22 protein-coding genes are annotated in these 26,148 nt (G+C 39.5%); 19 read left to right on the top strand and 3 right to left on the bottom strand.

The window, feature by feature from the left end:
* The first annotated feature begins 1 nt into the window (after position 1).
* The 7 genes from flgK to fliD all read left to right on the top strand — a co-directional run bounded on the left by flgK (position 2) and on the right by fliD (position 10,190).
* Positions 2 to 2,005 carry a flagellar hook-associated protein FlgK gene (flgK, locus tag H5089_RS16110; RefSeq protein WP_182712645.1) on the top strand — a complete coding sequence of 668 codons (2,004 nt, stop codon included), beginning with the start codon at positions 2 to 4 and terminating at the stop codon, positions 2,003 to 2,005.
* 2 nt (positions 2,006 to 2,007) lie between these two features.
* Positions 2,008 to 3,261, top strand: a complete 1,254-nt coding sequence (flgL, locus tag H5089_RS16115; protein ID WP_182712646.1) for a flagellar hook-associated protein FlgL — start codon at positions 2,008 to 2,010, stop codon at positions 3,259 to 3,261.
* A gap of 276 nt (positions 3,262 to 3,537) precedes the next feature.
* Complete coding sequence (locus H5089_RS16120) at positions 3,538 to 5,025, top strand: flagellin (RefSeq protein WP_182712647.1); 1,488 nt, start codon at positions 3,538 to 3,540, stop codon at positions 5,023 to 5,025.
* A 67-nt stretch (positions 5,026 to 5,092) separates the two neighbouring features.
* Positions 5,093 to 6,529 (top strand): tetratricopeptide repeat protein, encoded by a 1,437-nt coding sequence (locus H5089_RS16125; RefSeq protein WP_182712648.1) that lies wholly within the window; start codon positions 5,093 to 5,095, stop codon positions 6,527 to 6,529.
* A 133-nt stretch (positions 6,530 to 6,662) separates the two neighbouring features.
* Positions 6,663 to 8,147: a flagellin gene (locus H5089_RS20440; protein WP_182712670.1), complete on the top strand. Its 1,485-nt coding sequence runs from the start codon at positions 6,663 to 6,665 to the stop codon at positions 8,145 to 8,147.
* Between the two features lie 155 nt (positions 8,148 to 8,302).
* On the top strand, positions 8,303 to 8,728 hold the full coding sequence (locus H5089_RS16135; protein ID WP_182712649.1) for a flagellar protein FlaG: 426 nt from the start codon (positions 8,303 to 8,305) through the stop codon (positions 8,726 to 8,728).
* A gap of 61 nt (positions 8,729 to 8,789) precedes the next feature.
* Entirely contained in the window at positions 8,790 to 10,190 is a 1,401-nt protein-coding gene (fliD, locus tag H5089_RS16140) for a flagellar filament capping protein FliD (RefSeq protein WP_182712650.1), read from the top strand.
* A 95-nt stretch (positions 10,191 to 10,285) separates the two neighbouring features.
* On the opposite strand, the gene H5089_RS16145 is transcribed toward fliD, so the two are convergent.
* Positions 10,286 to 10,600: a hypothetical protein gene (locus tag H5089_RS16145; RefSeq protein WP_182712651.1), complete on the bottom strand. Its 315-nt coding sequence runs from the start codon at positions 10,598 to 10,600 to the stop codon at positions 10,286 to 10,288.
* Positions 10,601 to 10,608: 8 nt separating this feature from the next.
* Positions 10,609 to 11,010, bottom strand: coding sequence for a flagellar export chaperone FliS (fliS, locus tag H5089_RS16150; protein WP_182712652.1), 402 nt, complete (start codon positions 11,008 to 11,010; stop codon positions 10,609 to 10,611).
* Positions 11,011 to 11,442: 432 nt separating this feature from the next.
* On the opposite strand from fliS, the gene H5089_RS16155 reads away from it, so the two are divergent.
* Positions 11,443 to 12,879: a sigma-54-dependent Fis family transcriptional regulator gene (locus H5089_RS16155; RefSeq protein WP_182712653.1), complete on the top strand. Its 1,437-nt coding sequence runs from the start codon at positions 11,443 to 11,445 to the stop codon at positions 12,877 to 12,879.
* Positions 12,880 to 13,166: 287 nt separating this feature from the next.
* Here the strand turns inward: H5089_RS16155 and H5089_RS16160 are convergent, their stop codons facing one another.
* Positions 13,167 to 13,760, bottom strand: coding sequence for a DNA-3-methyladenine glycosylase I (locus tag H5089_RS16160; RefSeq protein ID WP_182712654.1), 594 nt, complete (start codon positions 13,758 to 13,760; stop codon positions 13,167 to 13,169).
* 132 nt (positions 13,761 to 13,892) lie between these two features.
* On the opposite strand from H5089_RS16160, the gene H5089_RS16165 reads away from it, so the two are divergent.
* The 11 genes from H5089_RS16165 to fliM all read left to right on the top strand — a co-directional run bounded on the left by H5089_RS16165 (position 13,893) and on the right by fliM (position 26,135).
* On the top strand, positions 13,893 to 15,005 hold the full coding sequence (locus tag H5089_RS16165) for a PAS domain-containing sensor histidine kinase (protein ID WP_008168789.1): 1,113 nt from the start codon (positions 13,893 to 13,895) through the stop codon (positions 15,003 to 15,005).
* Positions 15,002 to 16,468, top strand: a complete 1,467-nt coding sequence (locus H5089_RS16170; RefSeq protein WP_182695477.1) for a sigma-54 dependent transcriptional regulator — start codon at positions 15,002 to 15,004, stop codon at positions 16,466 to 16,468. Before H5089_RS16165 ends, H5089_RS16170 begins: the two co-directional genes overlap by 4 nt.
* 156 nt (positions 16,469 to 16,624) lie before the next feature.
* Positions 16,625 to 16,957, top strand: coding sequence for a flagellar hook-basal body complex protein FliE (fliE, locus tag H5089_RS16175; RefSeq protein ID WP_039484631.1), 333 nt, complete (start codon positions 16,625 to 16,627; stop codon positions 16,955 to 16,957).
* Positions 16,958 to 16,977: 20 nt separating this feature from the next.
* Positions 16,978 to 18,693 (top strand): flagellar basal-body MS-ring/collar protein FliF, encoded by a 1,716-nt coding sequence (gene fliF / locus H5089_RS16180; RefSeq protein WP_039484629.1) that lies wholly within the window; start codon positions 16,978 to 16,980, stop codon positions 18,691 to 18,693.
* Complete coding sequence (fliG, locus tag H5089_RS16185) at positions 18,686 to 19,726, top strand: flagellar motor switch protein FliG (RefSeq protein WP_007581881.1); 1,041 nt, start codon at positions 18,686 to 18,688, stop codon at positions 19,724 to 19,726. Before fliF ends, fliG begins: the two co-directional genes overlap by 8 nt.
* A 3-nt stretch (positions 19,727 to 19,729) precedes the next feature.
* The gene (fliH, locus tag H5089_RS16190) at positions 19,730 to 20,536 is read left to right on the top strand and encodes a flagellar assembly protein FliH (RefSeq protein WP_002959339.1); all 807 of its coding nucleotides are present in this window, start codon (positions 19,730 to 19,732) and stop codon (positions 20,534 to 20,536) included.
* A gap of 18 nt (positions 20,537 to 20,554) precedes the next feature.
* Positions 20,555 to 21,889 carry a flagellar protein export ATPase FliI gene (gene fliI / locus H5089_RS16195; RefSeq protein WP_002959338.1) on the top strand — a complete coding sequence of 445 codons (1,335 nt, stop codon included), beginning with the start codon at positions 20,555 to 20,557 and terminating at the stop codon, positions 21,887 to 21,889.
* The gene (gene fliJ / locus H5089_RS16200; protein ID WP_002959337.1) at positions 21,889 to 22,335 is read left to right on the top strand and encodes a flagellar export protein FliJ; all 447 of its coding nucleotides are present in this window, start codon (positions 21,889 to 21,891) and stop codon (positions 22,333 to 22,335) included. Before fliI ends, fliJ begins: the two co-directional genes overlap by 1 nt.
* Before the next feature lie 89 nt (positions 22,336 to 22,424).
* The gene (locus H5089_RS16205) at positions 22,425 to 24,446 is read left to right on the top strand and encodes a flagellar hook-length control protein FliK (RefSeq protein ID WP_182712655.1); all 2,022 of its coding nucleotides are present in this window, start codon (positions 22,425 to 22,427) and stop codon (positions 24,444 to 24,446) included.
* A 57-nt stretch (positions 24,447 to 24,503) separates the two neighbouring features.
* Positions 24,504 to 25,034: a flagellar basal body-associated protein FliL gene (gene fliL / locus H5089_RS16210; protein WP_002959335.1), complete on the top strand. Its 531-nt coding sequence runs from the start codon at positions 24,504 to 24,506 to the stop codon at positions 25,032 to 25,034.
* A gap of 9 nt (positions 25,035 to 25,043) precedes the next feature.
* Positions 25,044 to 26,135: a flagellar motor switch protein FliM gene (gene fliM / locus H5089_RS16215; RefSeq protein WP_002959334.1), complete on the top strand. Its 1,092-nt coding sequence runs from the start codon at positions 25,044 to 25,046 to the stop codon at positions 26,133 to 26,135.
* Positions 26,136 to 26,148 lie beyond the last annotated feature (13 nt).

Here is a 26,148-nt window from a genome sequence, read left to right on the forward strand (position 1 = left end):
CATGTCGTTTAATTTATTGAACATTGCCAGTTCTGGGGTTAGAGCAAGCTCGGAGCTACTGCAAACGACAAGTAAAAATATCGCCAATGTAAATACCGAAGGCTATGTGCGTGAGCGTACAGAGTTTACCACTATGGTTGATAACCAAGTGGGGCGAGGCGAAACATACCGATTATTAAACGAGTTTGCTCAGTCACAGCTAAATCGTGACACCTCTAATAAATCGTTTTTCGATCAGTTTATTACTGAGGCTAATCGGGTTGATACTATTTTCTCTGAAGAGTCGAACAACCTTTCGACTGGTATTAACTCTTTATTTAATAACATGCAAGAGGCGTTAAATCAGCCTTCGTCTACTGTTGCTCGCTCATTAGTAATGACAGATGCGCAAAGTTTAATTGATCAAATGGATAGGCTTTCGGGCATCGTGCTTGATCAAAAAAGTATAGTAAACGAGCAGCTCGAAATATTTTCAGATGAAGCAAACTCACTCATTCAAAGTATTAGTACGCTAAATCAAAATATTGCAGCAGTTAATGGCACTAATAACGCCGCAGATGCCAGCTCTACCTATAACGAACGCGATAAAGCAATACGCGACTTGTCAGAGCTAATAGACATAGAAACGCTTGATGGTCCAAATGGCGAAAAACTCGTTTTTATGGGCACAGGCGAAGCGGTTGTTATGCAAAATGGCGCATTTAACTTATTTTCGATGACAGGGGATCCTGATCCTAACTTTAAAGAATTCACGCTTGACGTTAATGGTGGCAAAGCTGTGCCGCTTGAAGTTGATGTAAGCAAGCTTAAAGGCAAAATTGGCGGTTTACTTGCTTTTAGAGATGACATATTAGTCCCTGCGCAAAACCAAATTGGTCAAATGGGCTTAGCTATTGCTGATGCATTTAACGAACAAAACAAATTGGGTATGGATGCAACAGGTCAGCTAGGGGGTAATATTTTTAATATACCTACCGTTGGCGCATATGCGTATCAAGCTAACACGGGCACTGCTGGTATGACTGCAACGGTAGAGCCAGGTAAGGGCAGTGAACTTCCTGCCAGTGACTTTATTATTACCTATACAGGCAATGCCAACGAAGTAAGTATTCAGCCTATAGATAACAAAGGCGATCCGCTGGGGCAGCCTTCACTTGCTGATATATCGTCAGGTGTTATTGATTCATCGACTATAACCTCAGGCGAATCATTTGGTCTTCAAGTAAATGTATCTGGGGCTGGTGTTGAGGGGGATCAATTTCAAATAAAGCTTAATTCAGATGCTGCTTCAAGTATTACACTTGCAACAGGGCGCGCAGAAGATTTAGCACTAGCATCGCCAATCCGTACTGCTAACGATTTAAATAATATAGGTACCGCTACTATTTCAGCGGGAGAAGTAACAAGTGTTACCTCCGGTGGATTTACTTCAACACCAAGCTTAACAAACGGTGAAATAACGCTTGTTAAAACAGGTAATGCTAACGAATATCAAATTACAGATAATAGCGGAACGAGCACTTTTACTATTACGCCTCCTGCAAAAGGAATGTTATCGCAAGCGGGTGCTCCATTTGATACCTACGGATTCGATTTTGATATAGAAGGTACACCAGCAACAGGCGATACCTTTACACTTGAGTTTAACGAAGGCGGCTTTGACGATAACCGTAATGGTTTAAAATTAGCTGATTTACAAAATGGTGAGTTAGTCCGTTTAAATGTAGAAACAACAGCAACGGCCGACAACCATAAAACGTTCAACCAAGCTTATTCAGGATTAGTGAGTGATATAGGTGTTATAACTGGCCAAGCAATCACAAGTGGGGCTGCATTTGATGCTCTAGCACAGCAATCTGAGGCATGGTACGAGTCGTTATCGGGTGTAAACCTTGATGAAGAGGCCGCAAATTTACTGCGTTTTCAACAATCATATTCAGCATCAGCACAAGTTTTAGCAGCAGCTCAAGAAATTTTTGACACCTTATTAAATGCGGCGAGGTAATTATGCGTTTATCAAATAATTTAATGTACCAAAACAACATAAATAAAATACTCGACAACCAACAAGGTGTTGCAAATGCTCAAGAGCGAGTAACAACAGGTGAAAAGTATTTAACCACTTCAGAAGCGCCAGCTGCTATTTCGCAAGCTATGCTGTATTCAAATAAAATACAAACGAATGAGCAATACACTAAAAATATCGATCAGCTAAATGGCCGCCTAGAAACAGAAGAAAGCGTATTACAAAGTATAAATAGTAATATTCAACAAGCGCAAGAGCTCACTATTCAGGCTGGTAATGGTGTTTATACTAAGGACGATTTAAAGACGTTTGCATCAGAACTTAGTGGCATTCAACAAACGTTAGCTAACTTAATGAACACCCGATCAGAAGACGGTAAATTTATATTTTCAGGATACCAAGACAGCACGCAGCCTTATCAGTTTGATTCTGCAGCGGGTATGTACACCTATAATGGCGACCAAGGCCAGCACCAAATAACTATAGCTGAAGGGGTATCAATTAAAGCGAGTGATAACGGCTTTGATACGTTTGAAAAAACTAACGCGCGATTAAATGTAGAATCTAACACGGCAAGTGTTTCAGGCTCTATTACAGCGGCAAGTGTATATGTTGACGGCCAAGCTGAGTTTGATAAGTTTCATCAAGCAAATTACAACGCAGACCCAACAGCTCTAGCAACTGCAAATACATATAGTGTATTAGTAAGCCCAGGTGCTACAGCAACAGATCCACAAACCTACGAAATATACCGAGACGGCGCAGCATTAACCCCCGCAGTAACAGGTGAAGTTACTGATGAGCCTATCGATTTTGCAGGTATGAAAATTGAATTTGAAGGCACTGCACCAGGCCAACTCGATTTTAGCCTTGAAAAACCAGGCAAAGAAAACGTACTCAATACACTACAAGCACTTATTACCGGCCTTAACGATGGCACACTTGAAGGTGATGACTTTCAGCAAGTACTTGCTGATGGCTTAGTGCAATTACAAAACGCCAGTGAGCAAGTCGTGTTTACCCAAGCAAGTTTAGGTGGGCGTATGAATGCACTTGAAAGAGTAAGTGATTCAAACTTAGCACTCGATATTCAAAATAAAAGTAATCGCTCTAACTTAGTTGAAGTTGATATGGCAGAAGCTATTAGCGAACTAACCAAACAAGAAACGGCACTGCAAGCATCGCAAGCTACTTTTGGCCGTTTAACTAACCTTTCATTATTCGATTACTTATAAGCAGAAATACCTTGCCGCTTTACCTACTTTAAAGCGGCAATACTTTGCGGCAAAAATTGGCTACAAAACCGCGGCAAAAAAATGTCACTCCCTTCTAAAACACTTCACTATTTATTTACAATTTAATAAGCGTCATATTTATCAATAAAAACAGCATCTTAAAAATAAATTAAAGTTGGCACAGTAAATGCTTTTCTTATTGTAAGAAATTATCGAACAGTGGTTCCTGTTAAATCGTGTTGAACCACACTCTGTTTAAACCTAGGAGATGGTAAAATGGCATTAACAGTAAATACTAATGTGTCGTCACTAAACGCACAACGTAACTTAACTAAATCTGGCGAAGGCTTAGCAACTTCGATGGAGCGTTTGTCATCAGGTATGCGTATTAATAGCGCAAAAGATGATGCCGCCGGCCTACAAATTTCAAACCGGTTGACTACTCAGATTAACGGTCTAGCGGTTGCGCAGCGTAATGCTAACGATGGTATTTCAATGGCACAAACTGCTGAAGGTGCTATGAATGAATCTACTAATATTCTCCAACGTATGCGAGAGTTAGCTCTTCAATCAGCGAATGGTTCAAACTCCGCTTCTGATCGAGAGGCATTACAAAAAGAGGTTTCGGCATTACAGACCGAATTAACTCGAATATCAGATACTACCTCTTTTGGTGGGCAACAGCTGCTTAATGGTGACTTTGGCACTAAGCAGTTTCAAGTAGGGGCTAATGCAAATGAAACTATTTCTTTGTCATTAAATAGTGTTGCGGCAAGTGATATTGGTATTCAGTCATTTGATTTAGCTGGGACTGCTGCTGGCTTAGGTGAAGCTGGAGTTGCGGCAGCTGATGCAAGCTCAGTAACGGCTAATGGTGTTACAGCCGGTGGTCTAACTTTAGTTGGTAAGGATGGTGCAAACACACCTGTTACAAATGCAGCCGGTGCAAGTGCAAATACTATTGCCGATTCTATAAATGCTAATCAAGAATCTACTGGTATTACCGCAGATGCGAGAACTCAAGTTGAACTTTCAGGGTTGAGCAATGCAGGAGCCTTATCGTTTAAAATAAATGGTAATGTTATTTCAGCAAACCCAACATCAACAACAGATATGACTGCTATAGCTAATGCAGTAAACGCTCGAGCCGGTGAAACAGGTGTTTCTGCAGCCGTTGCTGAGACAGGGAATTTAATTCTAACGGATGAATCTGGTGAGAATATAAAGATTGAAGACTTTTTAGATTCCACAGGAACAGGAACTATTGTAGCTAAAGGTGTCGAATATGATGGAACAATTGGTGCAACAGCAATAACTTTAACTGGTGGTGGTAATGACTCTACTTCAGTTGCCGGTACCATTAGACTATCCTCTACTCAGGCTTTTTCTGTTACTGCTGGGGATGTAACATTAGGTGCAGATACCGCCGCTAATGTATCTGAATTAGATACTGTTGGATCTATAGATATTCAAACCCAATCAGGTTCACAAAATGCGCTATCTATAATTGATGGTGCAATTGCTCAGATTGATAGTCAAAGAGCTGATTTGGGTGCTGTGCAAAATCGTTTTGGCCATACAATTAGTAACCTAGCAAATATATCTGAAAATGTTTCTGCATCACGAAGTCGTATTCAAGATACAGACTTTGCGACAGAGACAGCGCATATGACTAAAAACCAAATATTGCAACAAGCAGGGACTTCAATTCTTTCTCAAGCTAATCAAATACCTCAGGCGGCTATTAGCCTTCTTGGCGGTTAAGTTTAATCTTGTTTTTTAAATATTTAAAAAAGGCTAATATCATAGCCTTTTTTTATGGGGATAAATTATGGGAATTAAGGAAAAAATTAGCAGAGCTAGTGAGCTATACAAACAAAGGGAATTTGACCTACTATCCGTATTATTAGAGCAGATATTAAAAAAAAATTCGAATCTTTTTGACGCGCTTCATTTAAAAGCTCTCATGCAGCATCAGCTCGGCGAGTTAGATGAGTCTATAAATATTTTTAATCGGTTAATAAAAAAAACTCCCTACAGAGCTTCGCTTTTTAATAACCTAGGTAATGTTTTTGTTGATAAAAAAGAATTCAAATCAGCAGAAAATAGCTACCATAAAGCACTGCAGATTAAAAAAAATTACTGTGAAGCTTTAATTAACCTAGCAAATACTCAAAAAAGGTTGAGTAAACACATTGATGCCGAGAAAAACTTCCAAAAAGCTATTCAAAGTAATCCAATTGAAGCTAAGTATTTACTAGACTTTAGTATTTTCCTTACAGAGCAAGGACGTTTCCATGACGCACTTAACCTGCAATTAAAAATTTTAGAAATGGATTCAAAGCAATCAGAAGTTTACTTTCAGATATTCAGTAACTTTATGTTTCTACATCAATATGAAGATGCTCTTGAGTTTGCTGATATTGGCTTAATGAGCCACCGGCTTGATGACTTTCAATTATGTGAGTTATTAATAGGTAAAGCTATTTTATTTTGGCTTTTCGATAATGATATTGAAGGAATGCAGGCTATATTGTTAAGTGAAAAAATACATACTATTGAGTCTAAAAATTTAAACTTAAAAAATCATCGTATTTTCCACCACTACCTCAAGCAACTATTTATATATCGTCAATCGAATCAGTTTAGCTATACAGCAGAAATACAACCCAGCATTTACTTTATATCTGAAAGTAATGGTTTTGCACCTAATGGAATGACAGTAAAATATCAAAATAAGAAAAATACAGTAAAGTCTCTTTTTATTACTGGTACAAAAATATTTCACCTGATAGGTGATTACAACCAGTACAAATCCAGCCTAAAAGTTGTTTTTAGCGGTCTGCCTAAAAGTAGTACTATTATTCTAGGTTTTGGTGAAATTGATTGCAGGGTTAACGAAGGCATATTTAATTACAGTTTAAAGCATGGTAAAGATCCTTTGTTAGTGGTTGATTTCATGCTAGAAAAATATTTTAATATGCTAAAAGAAGAAAATAAAAATAGGCATACTTTTATTATATATGGTGTTCCTTCCCCGCACCCCCAAGCTATATTGAGTCTTGATGTTAACAAAAAAAATGAATTTAAGCTTTTAATTGCCTACTTTAACTCTAAACTTAAAAAACTTTGTAAAACTAATTCCATGCCTTTTTTAGATGTGTACAAATTAACTGACGACAATGGCGTAAGTAATCTTAAGTATCATATAGATGTTCATCATGTTAAACCGAATACTGTTTCTGAACTTTTCGAATTACAAAAATAAATAAAAATACAAAAAAGATTAAAGTTATTTTTTTTGCTGCCGTTAACCTAATCAGTAAGGAGCTTGAACATATAATTGTGATAGCTCTTGGTTAAACTTAAACAGCAACATTACGAAAGTAATCAGGAGTTTTATTATGATTTCAGTAAATACAAACGTATCTTCACTAAACGCTCAACGTAACCTTTCAGCTTCAGGTTCTGACCTTGCAACGTCAATGGAGCGTTTATCATCGGGTATGCGTATAAATAGCGCAAAAGATGATGCGGCAGGTCTGCAAATTTCAAACCGTTTAACTTCACAGGTAAATGGTTTAGCGGTTGCACAACGTAACGCTAACGACGGTATCTCAATGGCGCAAACGGCTGAAGGTGCAATGAATGAGTCTACCAACATACTACAACGTATGCGTGAACTTGCATTACAATCATCTAATGGTTCAAACTCAGCTACTGACCGTGAAGCATTACAAAAAGAAGTTTCAGCGTTACAAACAGAACTAACACGCATTTCAGATACGACTTCGTTTGGTGGGCAGCAATTGCTAGATGGTAGCTTTGGTACAAAACAATTCCAAGTTGGTGCTAATGCTAACGAAACAATTTCTGTATCTTTAAAGAATATTAGTGCGAGTAACATTGGTGTACAGTCATTCGATTTGGCTGGTACCGCTGCCGGCTTAGGTGAAGCAGGTACTGCTGGTGCAACTGCAGCAACAAACGGTAATGGTGTTACTAATGGTGGTCTTACGTTAGTAGGTAAAGATGGTGCTAATACTCCTATTACAAATGCTGCGGGAGCTAGCGCTTCTACCATTGCCGATTCTATAAATGCTAATCAAGCAGATACCGGTATAACAGCTGATGCTCGTACGCAAGTTGAACTTTCTGCGTTAAGTAACTCAGGAGCGTTATCTTTCAGCTTAAACGGAAGCGTTATTTCTGCTAATCCAACATCAACAACAGATATGGCTGCAATTGCCGATGCTGTTAACGAAAGAGCTGGCGAAACAGGGGTTTCGGCTCAGGTTGCAGAAACTGGTAACCTAATATTAACTGATGAGTCTGGTGATGATATTAATATTGAGGATTTCGTTGATTCTACAGGAGCAGGCACAATAGTAGCTAAAGGTGTAGAATATGATGGAACAGTTGGTGCAACAGCAATAACCTTAACTGCTGGCGGTACTGCGGACTCTACATCAGTTGCTGGGAGTATTCGATTATCATCTACTCAAGCGTTTTCTGTAACATCAGGTGATGTAACTTTAGGTGCAGATACTGCAGCGAATGTTTCTGCATTGGATACTATTGGTGATGTTGATTTATCTACAGCTTCAGGCTCTCAAAATGCGTTGGCTGTTATTGATGGTGCGATTGCTCAAATCGATAGTCAGCGAGCAGATTTAGGTGCGGTACAAAATCGATTGGATTTTACTATCAGTAACCTCTCTAATATCTCAGAAAACGTATCTGCATCACGCAGTCGTATTCAAGATACTGACTTTGCAACTGAAACTGCAGAGATGACGAAAAACCAAATCTTGCAACAAGCGGGTACATCAATCTTGTCGCAAGCGAATCAGTTGCCACAAACAGCACTTAGCTTATTAGGTTAATAAGTCAAAAGTAATAGCTTAATGGTTAGCTAACTAATACATAAAGTCAGTATTAGTATTCTAAAAAAGGAGGTGGCTTTAGCCACCTCCTTTTGTGGTTTAAGAATATAAACTAAGCTATTGTTGGTTTAATTAAGTACACATAGGAATCTGTTATGAATACAATTACTTCAAACGCAGAAATTACAACATTACCGACTCCCATTGCTGGTGATGATAAGCAAATAGGACAAGCTGCTCACTCTTTAACTGAGCGAGCAATTGATGATGTAAAGCAGACGGATGCACAAAATCAACAAAAATTACAGCAAAATCAATACAACAATAATAATCAAGATGAAAAAGCTCAGCCGTTAGAACGCGAACAGCTAGAACAAATGGCGCAACAATTGCAGGATTTTATGGGTGAAATGAACCGCAGCTTACAATTTAAAGTTGATGAAGATTCAGGCCGCGATGTGATTAAAGTGCTCGATAAAAACAGTGGCGAAGTTATTAAGCAATACCCTTCTGAGGAAGTATTAAGTTTAGTGTCTAAACTGTCTGAATCTGCAGGAATTTTAATTGACCAAACAGTTTAGTTGGTAGTTGTAATTACCAATATTAAGTTAATATATTTTTAAGTATTCAAAGAGGTGAAGTATGGCTATTTCGTTTACTGGTTTAGGTTCAGGGCTAGCGGTATCAGATATTGTTGATGCACTTGTTAATGCTGAACAAGCACCGGCTGAGTCTCGCTTAAATACTACAGAAGGTAAATTAACGACAGATATTTCAGCCGTTGGTGCACTTAAGTCAGCGCTTGAAAAAGTGCAAACCTCAATGGAAGCATTGGGTGATAGCGACAAATACCAACAACGTAGTACATCAGGTACTGATGACTTTATATCTATAAGTGCAGACGAAGATGCTCAACCAGGTGGTTATGATGTAAAAGTTAACAACTTAGCCACGGAGCATAAAATATTGTCGCAAGCATTCGGTGCTGATACGGCGGTAGGTGAGGGAACAATGACCCTAACCTCTGGTGATAATAGCTTTGAAATTGAAGTCTCAGATACTGCGACACTTAGTGAAATTCGTGATGCGATAAACGATAGCAACGATAACGACAGTATTAATGCGACTATCATTACTGATGATAGTGGCCAGCATTTGGTTATGTCCGCTAAAAATAGCGGTGCAGAAAATGAAATTAAAATAGAGATTGCTGATACCGATGGTAATAACACTGATGTAAATGGTCTTTCCCGTTTGGCATTTGACACTGCTGGTGTGCAAAATGCGAGTGAAGTAATTGCAGCAATTGATGCATCAATTACCATTGATGGCTCGCTAACTGTAAGTAGTTCATCTAATGAATTTGCCGGAGTGATTGACGGTATAACAATAACAGCTAAAAAACCGCACGATATCGATGACGACATAAGCGACATATCAATTACCGAAAATAATAATAATATTAGAGCAGGCTTAAATAGCTTTATTGAAAGTTATAATGAGCTGTTAGAGCTGAGCAATAACCTAGGTGCCTCAAGTGAAGCGGGTGCAGGAGTCATGGCTGGAGATTCACTACTTCGAGGCGTTATGTCAAAGCTTCGTAGTGAAATAACTGAATCAGTTGATTTAGGTGATGGTAATTCGTTATCACTTTCGCAATTAGGTGTCGAAACAGATCGCTACGGTGTTTTAACGCTAAATACAGAAACACTCGATGAGCAAATAGATGCAGATGTAAATTTAGTGCAGCAGTTTTTTGTAGGTGATGACGATGATGGTTTTGCGCAGTCTTTTGATGAGCTAATGAGCTTTTATACAGATTCTGACGGCATTATCCAAAACCGAATTGATAGTAAAACAAATCAGCTAGACGATTTAGATGATCAGCGCTTGGACCTTGCCAGTAAAATGGAGTCGCTATCGTCTCGCTTATATGCTCAATATAATGCGATGGATTTATTAGTGGCGAGCCTTAATAACACCAGCAGTTATGTTCAAGCTCAATTAGAGAATATGCCAGGCGTAGTACGAGATAACTCTTAGTAGATAAGTATGATATTAAATTAATAACTAAATTAAGAAAACACAAAAAAACCGTTATTTAAAACGGTTTTTTGTGTTTTCTATTTGAGTAGATTTTAGCGACTTTCTTTATAAGCCTTTATAGCCTTGCCTGACTTTTTATGTTTAATAATAGCTTTTGATGATTCGTTTTTTGCACTATTCGCTTTTACTAAAATAGTATTTATACGAAGCTGAACTAATTCTAATTGCTCTGCGCTTGGGCCGTCGCTGCTCTCGCACCATTGCTTTAGTTCAACATTTAAAGTGTCTAAAAGAGGCTGAGCTTCGTCTGCATTATCATCATTTACTAACACTTCAATTTTACTAAGCAAGTTTTGTATGAGCTCAGAGTAGTTAGTTAATGGCTCTGAAAATGTTGGCGAGTCCATAATTGAAATTAAACCGCAGGGCTTCGTTGATCTAGCGGAATATTATCCCAGCCTTCTTTAATTTCTTTAACAATACTTGATACTTCCACAATTGCTTCAATATCGTTGTTTATGTTCGCTTGCGTTAAACGGCGCTGGCAGTAATCGTAAAGTGCCAATAAATTGTTAGAAATACTAGGGTCTTGTTCTACTTCTAAATTAAGTGCGTCTTGCAGTGCACCAAATAATAAAACACAGGCTGAAATGTTTTCACCTTTTTTTTGTATTTCTTTGCGCTCAATAAACCCTTTTGTTGCTGCTAAGCGACCGATAATATTACTGAATATAAGGTTTATTTGTTCGTAAGGAGCCATTTCGGCAATACTACTGGCACGAACTTGACTGTATTTTTTTACTGAGACATGAGCCATGGGAAAATCCTAAAATTTAAAACGATAAAATTATGTGAAAGCTAATACAAAAAATTAATTAAGCTTTTATACTTTTATAAGAACAAAGCAATATTAATGCCAAGCATTTTCACTTATTTATGTATCGGCATTTGTAACTTCAACTTAAATTTATAATTGAGTTTATTTACTAACAATAGCATTTTTATTGCAGAGTAAATTAATTTTTAGGGCTAAGTTATAGTTAGGTAATAGTTAGGTAATAGTTAAGTAATGGCTAAGTTAAAACTATAACCCATACTTAATGATTAACTATTAAGTATGATTGACTTAACTAGCCCGCCTGTTTTTTGGCGTTTATGTCAAAAAACTGCCGCTATCACTTGCATCCATGCTGAACTGGCTTACAATTTAACTAATTATACAAATTAGTGAAAGTACGGCTCGCTAAATATGATCTTGATTTTAGATAATAATAACAACCGCGCAATAGGATTAAATGCTTCACTTGGCTTTATTGGTGAGGCTGCTCAACTATTAAGCGAAGACTGCTTTGAACAAGAATGCAAAAAATATCAGCAGCAAGAATGCATGATTATTTTAGGAGCGTTGCAATCACTTGACCACGAAAGCTTAATTAAACGCTATCCAACATTACCGTTTTTATTAATTGGCGAAACGCTAAAACCACTATTAAGTATCGCTAATGTGGTGGGGCTTATTTGCGAGCCATTTAATCACGAAGTGACAACTCAGTTACTTCACGATTGCCAACAGTATCAGCGCATGCTGCCTAATGAGCATAAGCATAGTAAACCACATAAAATTTTTGATGGACTTGTTGGTGAAACAGAGGCCGTAAAAGATGTTCGCTTTTTAATTGAACAAGTGGCAAAAACCGACGCTAATGTTTTAATTTTAGGCGAATCAGGCACAGGTAAAGAAGTGGTTGCCCGTAATGTACACTTGCTTTCAAAGCGTATTAATGGACCGTTTGTACCTGTTAACTGTGGTGCTATTCCGGCTGAGCTGCTCGAAAGTGAACTATTTGGCCACGAAAAAGGCGCGTTTACTGGTGCTATATCGGCTCGTAAAGGGCGGTTTGAACTAGCTCAAGGTGGAACGCTATTTTTAGATGAAATAGGCGATATGCCACTGCAAATGCAAGTTAAGTTGCTGCGAGTATTGCAAGAACGCAGCTACGAACGTGTTGGTGGTACAAAGGCAATCCAAGCTGATGTACGCGTTATTGCGGCCACGCATCGTAATCTTGAAACAATGATTGAAGAGGGTAGTTTTAGGGAAGATTTATATTACCGTTTAAATGTATTCCCTATCGAAAACCCATCGCTGAGTGAACGAGCTGATGATATTCCGCTGCTTTTAAAAGAGTTAATGCGCCGTGTTAACGACCAGACTGGTTCTACCGCTAAGTTTACAGAGCGCGCAGTTGAGAGCTTAAAAGAACATGCTTGGCCTGGTAATATTCGTGAGCTTGCTAATTTGGTGGAGCGTATGGTTATTATGTTCCCTGACAAAGTGGTCGATATTCCTGATTTACCTAACAAATATCGTTACATTGAAGTTGAAGCCTACGAGCCAGAATACCCTGAAGAGTTAATGGAAAAAGACGCCTTTAACGACATATTTAGTACAGGCTTTAGTGATTACGAAAGTGAGCCTGACGCTGAGTTTAGCCAAACGGGTAGTGGGCTATTACCTGATGATGGTATTGAACTTAAAGATTATTTAGCCGAACTTGAAATAAGCTTAATTACCCAAGCGTTAGAGCGCTATGATTACGTTGTAGCTCGCGCTGCAGAGATATTAGGGGTTCGCAGAACAACACTCGTTGAGAAAATGAAAAAGTATAATCTTTCACGAGATTAGAAGTACGAAAATGGTGAAATGCTTTTCGTTATTTATTATTCATTTGTGGTCAATCACTTTAGGGGCTTTGCCCGTCACGCAAGCAAGCTTGGCGTCTACAAGATAACCCAAACTTAAACCTTGGCGGTAGACGCTGAGCTTGCTCGCGTGAAAAGCGTAGCTTTTAATCATTTAAATAAAACGTTATTTCACAAAGAGAAAAACGAAGCTAAATGAGAAACCATAGTCAACTTACGCTTTACTTCTCTAAAGCGCAGCGTCTCTTAACCTCTTTGTGAACTAATCACTTACTCACTAAAGGTCTTAATAATTTCTTCTTTTCTAAAACAATCATTACTGTGATCGTTAACCATACCGCAGGCCTGCATATGCGCATATACCGTTGTAGGGCCTAAAAACTTAAAACCCCGTTTTTTTAAATCTTTAGCAAATGCAGTTGATGCCTCTGTAATTGCTGGGTAGTCCTCAGCGTTATTTAAATTACTTATAATCGGTTTATTATCGACAAACTGCCATTGGTAGTTACTAAAACTTCCAAATTCTTTTTGTATTTCTATAAAGCACTTTGCGTTGTTAACAGTTGCCGCAATTTTTAATCGGTTGCGCACAATCCCTTCATCAAACATTAGTCTCTCAACGTCATCTTGTGTGAATTGTGCCACTTTATCTACATCAAAATTAGCAAATGCTTTTTTGTAACCGCTACGCTTTTTTAAAATTGTGTACCAGCTTAAGCCGGCTTGCGCTGATTCAAGAGTGATAAATTCAAACAGCTTTGTATCATCATAAAGAGGCACACCCCATTCTTCATCATGGTAAATAACGTAGTCGGGTTTAGTGGTGTCGAGCCACGGGCAACGGCACTTTATTTGCTCACTCATTATTATTCCTTTTTGTGTGCGTCATTTTTATGTCGCTCAAATTATTGATGTAACTTAATGATAAGTATGTAAATAAATTTTGGTATAAATCGTGCATTTAGACATGTATCTACATCAATTCGAGATTTGATTATGGCCCTTGCTAGCGTGCTAAAACCACAGTTTTTTTCTGCAAATCAGTATAACCCATGTTTACTTCAAGAGGAGTACATTGGTGAATTAAGCGATCTGCGCAAGCAAGCAAGTTGGCTTTCGCATTTGGTTGATACCATGCCTGCAGGCGTGGTTGTACTTGATGGCAAAGGGTTGATTGCAAAAGCGAATCAAATAGCGATTGATATGCTTGGCGAGCCACTTGAAGGCGAACGCTGGTTTAATGTTATTCAGCGCTCTTTTAGGCCACATCAAGATGATGGCCATGAAGTGTCTTTAAAAGATGGGCGTTTAATAAAGCTTGATATTACTGCTTTAGCACCAGAGCCTGGGCAACTTATTTTAATGACGGATTTAACCGAAACTCGCCGCTTACAAAAACGTGTTGCACATATGCAGCGATTAAGCGCGCTGGGTAAAATGGTTGCATCATTAGCGCATCAAGTACGTACGCCGCTTTCAGCCGCTATGCTTTACGCAGCTAATTTAGGGTCTAAGCGCTTACCCGAAGCATCTCGCGATAACTTTCAAACAAAGTTAATGTCGCGTTTAAAAGATTTAGAAACTCAAGTAAACGACATGCTGTTATTTGCTAAAAGTGGCGATCAGCAAGTTGTTGAGCAAGTTTCAATGCAGCAGCTTTTAACCGAAGTTAAAGCAGGTGCTGATGCGATGGTCGCACTTAATGAAAGTGAACTGGATGTAAGCTTACCTGAACCCGATATACAAATAGTTGGTAATAAAACGGCATTGGCCAGTGCTATTCAAAATCTAGTGCACAATAGTATTCAAGTTATTGGCGGCGGCGCAAAAGTAAAAATTAGCGCACAAAGAGATTTAAAAGATTTAGATATGGTTCGTATTAGTGTGAGCGACAATGGCCCAGGTGTTGATTTAAGCCAAAGCGATAAAATTTTTGAACCATTTTTTACTACAAAAAGTCAGGGCACAGGTTTAGGGCTTGCTGTAGTGAGTTCGGTGGCTAGTGCGCACCAAGGCCGTGTTGATGTGACTAATAATACGCATGGTGGTGCCTGCTTTAGCTTGTTACTGCCTATTAAGGCAACATCTAAATTAGAGGGGTCATTATGAGTAACACTATTTTAGTTGTCGAAGATGACGCAGGGCTTCGTGAAGCCTTAATAGATACCCTTGAAATGTCGGGTATTGAATGTGTTGCAGCGAGCAGTGCTGAGCAAGCAATGTTACTGCTTAAAAAAGATCAATTTTCGCTTGTTGTAAGCGACGTGCAAATGGGCGCAATGAGTGGACTTGATTTACTACGCAGTATTAAATTAAACCACCCTGATTTACCTGTATTGATGATGACGGCGTATGCCACAATTGACGATGCGGTAGAGGCCATGCGCCTAGGTGCAATTGACTACATGGCAAAACCATTTGCACCTGAAGTGCTGTTAAATATGGTGAGCCGTTATTTGCCTGAAAAAGCAAAAGAAACCGACGGCCCCGTTGTTGCTGATCCAACTAGTATTCAATTATTGGAGCTTGCAAGTAAAGTAGCACGCTCTGATGCAAGTGTAATGGTACTTGGCCCAAGTGGTTCGGGTAAGGAAGTACTTGCGCGTTATATTCATGATAAGTCGAGCCGATGTAATGAGCCATTTGTAGCGATTAACTGCGCGGCTATTCCTGAAAATATGCTCGAAGCCACGTTATTTGGTTACGAAAAAGGGGCTTTTACGGGGGCGATTCAAGCATGTCCGGGTAAGTTTGAGCAAGCACAAGGCGGTACTATTTTACTTGATGAAATTACTGAAATGGACTTAGGACTACAAGCTAAACTTTTACGCGTACTGCAAGAACGTGAAGTAGAGCGTTTAGGGGGGCGTAAAACAATTCAGCTCGATGTACGTATTTTGGCAACCAGTAATCGTGATTTAAAAGAAGCCGTGTCTGAAAATCAGTTTAGAGAAGATTTATATTACAGGCTTAATGTTTTTCCACTAATGTGGCGACCATTGTGCCAACGCCCTGGCGATATTATTGTATTGGCTAAGCATTTAATTGAGCGCCATATAAGTAAAAGCAAGGAGCCTATGGCGTATTTAGATAAAGCTGCCGAGCAAAAGTTACTGGCTCACGCGTGGCCTGGTAATGTGCGCGAACTTGATAACGTTATACAGCGTGCACTTATACTGCGAAGTGGCGATACAATAAACGAGCATGCTATTTTTATCGAAAACTTAGTATCTAATAACTTTGTTATGGAGCCTTCATTGGCACCGGCGCAAACCGTATCGCCAACAGAATTAGCTCATGCAGATAAAGGTGTTGATAAAAGCACGTTAAGCTCTGCATATTATGATGAAAAATTGCATGCTGAGGATGAGCCTAATCAAGGTTTGCTAGCGGCAGATACCGGTAGCTATAAAGATGAGCTTAAAGACAAAGAGCATCGTATTATTTTAGAAACCCTTGCGCGTTGCCAAGGCAAGCGTAAAGACGTTGCCGAAACGTTGGGCATAAGCCCACGAACTTTACGTTATAAACTAGCGCAAATGCGCGATTTAGGTATTTCACTTCCTGCATAACCTCCTATAAACCCTAAGTTTGCGCTGCGAGCTTAGGGTTGTCAAAACTCTGACTCACACAAATTAAAGTTAACTTATTGTATTTTAATGATTAATTATTTGGCATGCTTTGTGCTTTATTACTTGTAAGAGTTCACTGCGTGTCAGAGATAAATTATGAAAATTCAAAACAGTGCTGTATTTCAAGAAATGCAATCAATGGCTTTAGAAGCCGGTCGTAATAATCAAACTAATAAACTGCCAACTCAGGTGCAGTCTACTTCTACAGCACAATTTGGCGACATGCTAAGTGATGCAATAAATTCAGTGCACGGGTTACAACAAGATGCCGCGCAAAAAGTAACAGCAGTTGAGATGGGGGATCGAAGTGTATCTCTTGCTGAGGCGATGATTGCTTCTCAAAAATCGTCAGTTGCTTTTGAGGCTACAGTACAGGTTCGTAATAAACTTGTTGAAGCTTATAAAGAAATCATGAACATGCCTGTTTAATTAGGTAGTGGAGAATTATTGTGGCGCAATCTAACCAATCTACAGACCTAGCACTTGCTGGTGGCGGTATTGACCAAAGTGGTGGTGATGATCAACAAGAACAAAAGTCAGGCTACTTAAGTGCTTTAAATGGTGTTGATGTATTGCGCCAAGTAACATTGGTTATAGCATTGGCTATTTGTTTAGCTATCGCGATTTTTATTATTATTTGGGCTCGTCAGCCAGATATGCGCCCGTTAGGCAAAATGCAAACAGAAGAGCTTATTCAAACATTAGACTTTTTAGATGCGCAAAAAATTGAATACCAACTAGATGGCAATGTTGTATCGGTTGATGAAAGCGAATACCAAAACATTAAATTGCTAATGACCCGCGAAGGGTTAGAGCAAGGCCCTGCATCTGGCTCTGACATAATTATGCAAGATATGGGCTTTGGTGTAAGCCAACGCTTGGAGCGTGAACGCTTAAAACATGGTCGTGAACAGCAATTAGCACGCACCATTGAAGAGCTAAATAACATTACTCGCGCCAAAGTATTGTTAGCCATCCCTAAAGAAAACGTATTTGCCCGCAGAGAGAAAAAACCATCCGCTACTGTTGTATTAACACTTAAACGTGGCCGCTCACTTGACCGTGAAGAAGTAGACTCTGTTGTTGATATGATTGCTTCAGCAGTACAAGGCTTAGAGCCTGCACGTGTTACGGTTACTGACCAAAATGGTCGATTATTAAATTCAGGTTCGCAAAGCTCATTAGCAGCACGCTCTCGTAAAGAATACGATTTAGAACGTAAGCGCGAACAAGAGTATCTTGAAAAAATAGACAGTATTTTAATACCGGTTGTTGGGCTTGCAAACTATACAGCTCAAGTTGATTTGAGCATGGACTTTAGCTCAGTTGAGGAAACTCAAAAGCGTTATAACCCAGACCTACCAGCGGTTAGAAGCGAAACCACATTTGAAGAAAATAACATTGGTGGTTTAGCTGTTGGTATTCCTGGTGCGCTTACAAATCAACCACCGCTAAACTCAAACATCCCTGAAGTTGCAGGACAAGGCGGCGCAGGCACAGCTACGTCACCAACACGTAGCCACAAAGAAGCAACACGTAATTATGAACTCGATACAACTATTTCTCACAAGCGCCAGCAAAGTGGTGTAATACGCAGAATAAGTGTGTCAGTTGCTGTTGACTATGTCCCTAAAGTGGGAGAAAACGGCGAAACAACTATGGCCCCGCGCTCGGTAGAGGCATTGTCAAATATTCGTCGCTTATTACAAGGTGGTGTAGGTTTTGATATGCAACGTGGTGATGCACTTGAAGTAGTAACAGTGCCGTTTGTACGTGAAGCAACAAATTTAGCAATAGAAGTGCCACTGTGGGAACAAGACTGGTTTATGAAAATAGCCCGCCTTGTACTAGGAGCCTTAGTTATCATTGTATTGATAATGGCAGTAGTAAAACCAATGCTTAAGCGCTTAATTTACCCAGACGATACACTAGAAGAATACGACGAAGATGCATTAAGTTCAGGCGTAGATATTGGCGACAATACACTTGATATGCTAAATAAAGACTTTGATTCTGCTTCGGTTGGTTTCTCAAGTGATGGTACACTGCAGTTACCGGATTTACATGGCGACGAAGATTTACTCAAAGCAATTCGTGCCCTTGTAGCTAACGAACCAGAACTATCATCACAAGTAGTGAAAGCGTGGTTAACAGAAGATGACTGATCAAGAACAAAAACAACTCCCGCCAGCCTTTGATGTTGATAAGCTAGATGGGGTAGATAAAGCTGCTATATTACTTTTGAGTTTATCAGAAGAAGATGCCGCGCAAATCCTTAAACACTTAGAACCTAAACAGGTACAAAAAGTGGGTATGGCGATGGCTGGGCTACAGGATTTATCGCAAGCTAAAATTAGCGCTGTACACAACTTGTTTATAGAACAAATTCAAAGCTTTAGTACCATTGGTTTTCAGTCAGAAGACTTTATTAAAAAAGCGCTTACAGCAGCACTTGGTGAAGACAAAGCCGCTAGCCTTATTGACCAAATTGTTATGGGCTCAGGTGCTAAAGGCTTGGATTCATTAAAATGGATGGACTCTAAGCAGGTAGCAAATATTATTCGTAATGAGCATCCGCAAATTCAAACCATTGTATTATCGTATTTAGAGCCAGAACAGTCAGCTGAGATTATTGCTCAGTTCCCTGAAAAAGTGCGTTTAGATTTAACAATGCGTATTGCAAACCTTGAAGAAGTTCAGCCAGCAGCACTGCAAGAGCTAAACGAAATTATGGAAAAACAATTTGCCGGCCAAGCAGGTGCACAAGCCGCTAAAATGGGTGGCTTAAAAGCAGCTGCAGATATAATGAACTACCTAGATACCAATGTAGAAGGGCAGTTAATGGACTCTATTCGTGAGCATGACGAAGAGATGTCGCAGCAAATTCAAGACTTAATGTTTGTGTTTGAAAACTTAATGGATGTTGAAGACCGTGGTATTCAAGCAATCCTTCGAGAAGTACAACAAGACGTATTAATGAAAGCAATTAAAGGCACCGACGATGCCCTTAAAGATAAAATACTGGGCAATATGTCTAAGCGTGCAGCCGAAATGCTTGCTGATGATTTAGAAGCTATGGCACCTGTTCGTATAAGTGAAGTAGAAGCGGCGCAAAAAGAGATTTTATCAACAGCGCGTCGTTTATCTGACTCAGGTGAAATTCAGCTGGGCGGCGGCGGTGGCGAGGAGTTCTTGTAAGCCATGAGCAAACTCAAAGGGCGCACACTTCGGGCTGATGAAGCAGATGAATTATTAAAAAACTGGGCTATTCCAGATGTAGCACCAGATGAGAGCAGCTTTGGCAATCGCTCTACGGCTTACGGCACACCGCTTAGTGATCTGTATAAAAAAGAATTAGCTGAAGAAATGCCAATTGATGAGCCACAAGAACCAGAATTGCCTGCGCTTACTATGGTTGAGCTTGAACGCATTAGGCAAGACGCCTACGAAGAAGGCCTCAAGCAAGGTCATGAGCAAGGCTACATAGACGGTTTTGAAAAAGGCGTTGGCGAAGGCAAAGAGGCAGGCTACAAAGAAGGCTTAGAGCAAGGTAAAACAAAAGGCCTTGATGACGTAAAACCATTAATTGAAGAGCAGTTAACAAGTTTAAAAACTATTTTAGAGGGACTTACTGCACCGCTAGATAAAGTAGATGAACAAGCTGAAAAGCAATTAGTACAACTTGCTAGTATGTTAGCGGAAGCTGTTATTTATCAAGAAGTAAAAACATCGCCTGATGTGATTTTACATACGTTAAAGCAAAGTATAGATTCTCTTAATGCCGAGCAAGAAAAAGTACGAATTCATTTAAACCCCGAAGATTTAGAGCTCATAAAAGAGAGTTACGGTGAACAAACCATTATTGATAATAACTGGCAATTAATGGCAGAGCCCACTCTTGAGCGCGGTGGCTGTGAAGTTAAAACAGCGCAATCATCACTCGATATGACCCTTAAAACACGTGTCAAAGAAACGTTGGATAGTTTTTTGCATAATAGTGGTATCTAACTATTTTATTGGCGTGTTATGTCAACTCAACGTGCACCTTTAAGCGAACGCTTATCTCAATATCAACAACATATTAAAACCCCAGCGCCTGCTGTGGCAGGTATTTTAACGCGTGTTGTTGGCCTTACCCTTGAGGCTAGAGGTTTACGTGCTCCCGTTGGTAGCCAATGTAAAATAGAAACTATGAACGGCTTTGTAGACGCCGAAATAGTCGGTTTTAACGATCAAACTTTGTACTTAATGCCTAATGATCATATCTCTGGTGTACTTCCTGGTGCGCGTGTAATTCCTCAAGTTAATAACTTAGGTTTACCTGTAGGGATGAGTTTACTAGGGCGCGTGGTTGATGGCTTAGGGCGACCGCTAGATGGCCTTGGTAAAATTAATGCTGAGCATCATTTAAAGTTTGCACAAAATACTATAAACCCGCTTTCAAGAAGACCAATCACTAAGCCTATGGATGTAGGTGTGCGTGCTATTAACTCGGTTATTACAGTAGGGCAAGGCCAGCGCATGGGCTTGTTTGCAGGCTCTGGTGTGGGTAAATCAGTACTTCTCGGTATGATGACCCGAGGTAGCGAAGCCGATGTAATTGTTGTTGGCTTAGTGGGGGAGCGTGGTCGCGAAGTAAAAGAATTTATTGAAGAAATACTCGGTGTAGAGGGGCGCAAACGTTCAGTTGTTGTCGCAGCGCCCGCTGATTCATCACCGCTTATGCGTTTAAAAGGCTGTGAGAGCGCTGTAACTATTGCAGAGTATTTTAGAGATCAGGGTTTAAACGTATTATTGTTACTCGATTCGGTAACGCGTTATGCAATGGCGCAACGTGAAATTGCACTTGCTGTAGGCGAGCCGCCTGCGACAAAGGGTTATCCGCCTTCGGTGTTTGCTAAATTACCTGCGCTGGTGGAACGTGCTGGTAATGGCGGTGAAGGGCAAGGTTCAATTACCGCCTTTTTTACTGTGTTGAGTGAAGGCGATGATATGCAAGACCCTATTGCTGATGCAGCGCGAGCTATTTTAGATGGCCACATTGTATTATCGCGTGATTTAGCCGACAGCGGGCACTATCCCGCTATAGATATAGAAAAATCGATTTCGCGTGTTATGCCTCAAGTCGTTTCTGAACCACACATGCAACAAGCCCGTGTACTTAAGCAAGTTTATTCAATGTATCAACAAAACAAAGATATGATTACTTTAGGTGCTTATCAAAAAGGGACCGATCAAATGCTCGACCAAGCCATAAATATGATGCCAAGAGTAAATGCATTTTTACAACAAGGTATGCGAGATGTCATTAGTTACGATGATGGTCTGCAAGGTCTTGCTCAGTTACTAGGACAAGCATAATGGCTAAAAATAAACTCGATTTATTGCTCAAAATTGAAAATGATAAAGAAGAAAATTTGCGCATGAGTTACTTACAAGCCAATCAAAATTTGCAAGCAAATCAACAAAAGCTGCAAGGCTTAAATAACTTTAGACTTGAATATTCTCAACAGTTACACCTAAAAGGTAAGTCGGGTTTATCTAGTGCAGGGTTTGGTCAGTACCATGCTTTTATAGCTAAAATTGAAGAGGCAATTCGCCAACAAGCAAGTACAGTAAATACCGCTAAGCAGGTTGTTACTCAACGTAAAACGCTATGGCTTAAGCAGCAAATTAAAGCTAAAGCAGTTGCCAAATTAATCGAGAATCAAAAACTCAAAGCAAATGCATTAATGGCTAAAAACGAGCAAAAAATGTTAGATGAGTTTTCAGCTAATCAGTTTTTTCAACGTCGGAAAGCTTTGTAATTCAGGCACGTTAATTGCTTTGTTACTTAGTGGTATTCAACTTTTGGCGGTATGCGGTGGCATATTGCCGTAATGGTATTAGGTGATTTATGGCGATGAATAACATTTCGTTTTTAGTTTCTTCTGAAAAAGATTCACTGTTAGCTTTTAAAGACAATAGCTTAGCTAATGGCGAAGGAAATTTAGGCGAGGAATTTTTAAGCCAGCTAAACGAAGCGCATAACTCTATGGGGCCTTTGCTTAAGGGCAATAAAAATCCCGATGCCGAAAACTCGATTGCCATACCTAAGCATAAACAGCCAGAAGAAAATGAAAATCTGAGCGTAAAGCTAGATGAAATAACAACAGACGAAGTTACTTTTTTATCTGTTGAGATGCTTGATCAAATTAATTCAGCACAAGCAATGAGCACCTCGATTAATAAGCCGTTCGATGCAACTAAAAGTATAGAATCAGAAGACGCAGACTTAGAAACCACCTCAGTAATTTTATCTGCTAATACAAGTGATGAAGTAACGACTGAAGAAGCGAATACAGCGAGTGTAGTGCAAAATCCAATTGCCACTAATGTAGACTCTAAAACGGCTAAATTAATTGATTCAAAAAGCGATAACTTAAGCTCACTACCTTTGAACTCTTTACCATTAAATGAAGGCAAGCATCGGAAAAGTGGTGTTGCTGAAGCTATTGAAGGGCCATTAAATTCTATAAATAAAAAGCCAGATGACAGCCCTGGCTCTACAGTAGAAAAACCTGAATTTGCATTAATGAGTTCTAAAGAGCAGCTAGGACAAAATAAGTCTGCTGATAAAAATAATACAGTTTTGCCAACTCCCGCCGACAAAGCGAGCGTTACTCAGTCTCCTTTAGCCACAACTGAAGGTGATAATAATGCAGCAATAGATACGTTAATGACTAAAGATGCGAGCTTAATTAAAGCTAATAGCGTTATTGCTAGTTTAACGTCTGAGCAGCACTCACAACTTAACGCGCAAGTTAAGGTATTAGAGAACGCTGATTCAACAAATAGCGCAACTAGTAACACTTCAAATCTTAAGCAAATGCTTGCACAATTTATTACTGATAACGAAAAAGCGCAAAGCGCGGTAACAAAACACTCTTTTAGCGCAGAAATAAATTCACTTAATACAACTGAAAAACAAAGTTTATTAACGCAATTAAACGCATATATTAAAACAGAGCAGCCTAAAGGCGAGCAGTTGTCAGTGCTTAAGCAAACAGTTAATGAGTTAAAAGCTTCTATTGAAATTGGGCTTGCTGATACCGCTAAATCAGACTCAAAAACGTTTGTGGCCTCAGAGACTCCTAATACAGTATATGATCCACAAAAGTTAAGCTTAAAGGCATCTACAAACGAAGGCGCGGATATTAATAAAGCCGTAGCAACCTCAGCTAAGCGTGATGATTTATTAAAATCATTTGAAGAGTTACAAAAAGATGGGCTTAGAAAAATAACGGCAGAACAAACTCCTGGACGCGTAGCACAAGTATTTACGCAAATTACAGCCGCTTTAAATACTCAGCAAACGAGCACATTAAGCCAATACGACTCATTAAGTTACGAGCAGAGCTTACTTGATACCCAAATAATTCAAACTCAACAATTACAAAGTACATCACAAGTTAAGCAAGTAAGTATTGATCCAGGTGTAATGCAGGCAATTAATATTGTTAAAAGTGATGCAGCTAAATTACTGCAAGAGCGCGTTAGCTCAATGTTGAGCATTAATAATAAAGAAGCAGAAATTCGCCTCGATCCTCCAGAAATGGGCAGCATGCAAATACGTATTCGTAGCGATGCAGAACAAGCACATATAAACTTTGTTGTACAAAACCAGCAAGCCAAAGAAGCGCTTGAACAATCAATGCCGCGCTTACGTGAAATGTTAGCGCAACAAGGGCTAGAGCTTGGTGAAAGCACTATTTCTTATGGGCAATCAGGTGGTGAAACAGCTGAGCAAAGTGAGAGTGGAGCCCAAGGTAATTTGGCTAATAATAAGTCAGTTAATGATGAAAATGACGAGCAAGCAAATAACACTGCACAAAGTTCTCGACAACAAACTTCATCATCAATAGATTACTATGCCTAAGTACTGCTATTATAATAGTTAAAACAAGCAAGTACCTTTGCGATTAAAGGAATCATGATGGCTGAAGAAGCAAGTTTAGAAATCGAAGAAACCGGTAAAAGTAAAAAGAAACTAATAATAATCATAGTAGCTGTACTACTTATTGCAGGTGGTGCTGCGGGTTACTTTTTTATGTCAGGTTCGGATGCGCCAGTTGAAACCTTAGATGAAGAGACTGCGATGTCGACTGATGCTGCTCCTGCAGCTTCTGGTTCATCAGCAGAAGTTGGTAGTGCTTTATATGTTGCTATGCCACGCCCATTTGTATTTAACGTGCCTGGCTCAAGTCGCGATAGAATTGTACAAATTAAAGTACAATTATTAGTACGTGGCGAAGTAAATGAAGAAACAGCCAAAAAACATATTCCACTAATAGAAGGGACGCTATTAAGCGTGTTTTCTACTACAACAGCTGATGAATTAAGTACGAGCTCTGGTAAAGAAACACTTCGTTTTTCTGCACTTGAAAAGGTACAAAAAGCCTTAATGGATGTTGAAGGCAGTAAAGTAATTGAGCGGGTATTGTTTACCGGCTTTGTGATGCAATAAGGGGTTAGCGTGAGCGATTTATTATCCCAAGACGAAATTGATGCGCTATTACATGGCGTTGATGACGTTGAAGAGGAAGATATACACGAAGGTGAAGATGGCGGGGGAAGTACGCTTCAGTACGATTTTTCTTCGCAAGATCGGATCGTACGTGGTCGTATGCCGACGCTGGAAATTGTTAACGAACGCTTTGCTCGTCATATGCGAATTAGCCTATTTAATATGATGCGTCGCACCGCAGAGGTGTCTATTAACGGCGTGCAAATGATTAAGTTTGGCGAGTATATTCATACTTTATTTGTTCCAACCAGTTTAAATATGGTCCGTTTTAGGCCTTTAAAAGGCACTGGCCTGATTACCATGGAAGCACGACTTGTGTTTATTTTGGTAGATAACTTTTTTGGTGGTGACGGGCGTTATCATGCGAAAATAGAGGGCCGAGAATTTACCCCAACAGAGCGCCGGATTGTACAAATGCTCCTTAAAATAATCTTTGAAGATTATAAAGAAGCATGGGCACCGGTTATGGATGTATCGTTTGAATATCTCGATTCAGAAGTAAACCCAGCTATGGCGAATATTGTAAGTCCAACAGAGGTTGTGGTTATTAGCTCTTTTCATATTGAGCTTGATGGCGGTGGCGGCGATTTTCATATTGCACTTCCGTATTCGATGCTTGAGCCAATCCGAGAGCTTTTAGATGCGGGTGTTCAATCTGATACAGAGGATACCGACTTACGTTGGAGCAAAGCACTTCGCGATGAAATAATGGATGTTGAGGTTGATATGTCGACTCAGTTACTTGAAGTTGATTTGACCTTAAAGCAAATTATGGAATTAAAAGCAGGTGATATTATTCCGGTTGAAATGCCTGAGCATATAACCGTATTTGTTGAGGAACTCCCTACATTTAGAGCCAAGATGGGTCGCTCTCGCGATAATGTTGCGCTTCAAATTAGTGAAAAAATTAAACGACCTGATTCAGTTAAATCTGAGCTGCATGTATTTACCAAAGGCGGCAAGAAAATTGACTCAGATGCAGAATTAGCAGAACTAGAAGATGATTTACACCTCTCTGACGGTGTAGACTTAGACTGGTAATTGATTAAAAGGT

Source organism: Pseudoalteromonas sp. SR45-1 (genome assembly GCF_014163655.1).
Taxonomy (GTDB): Bacteria; Pseudomonadota; Gammaproteobacteria; order Enterobacterales; family Alteromonadaceae; genus Pseudoalteromonas; species Pseudoalteromonas distincta.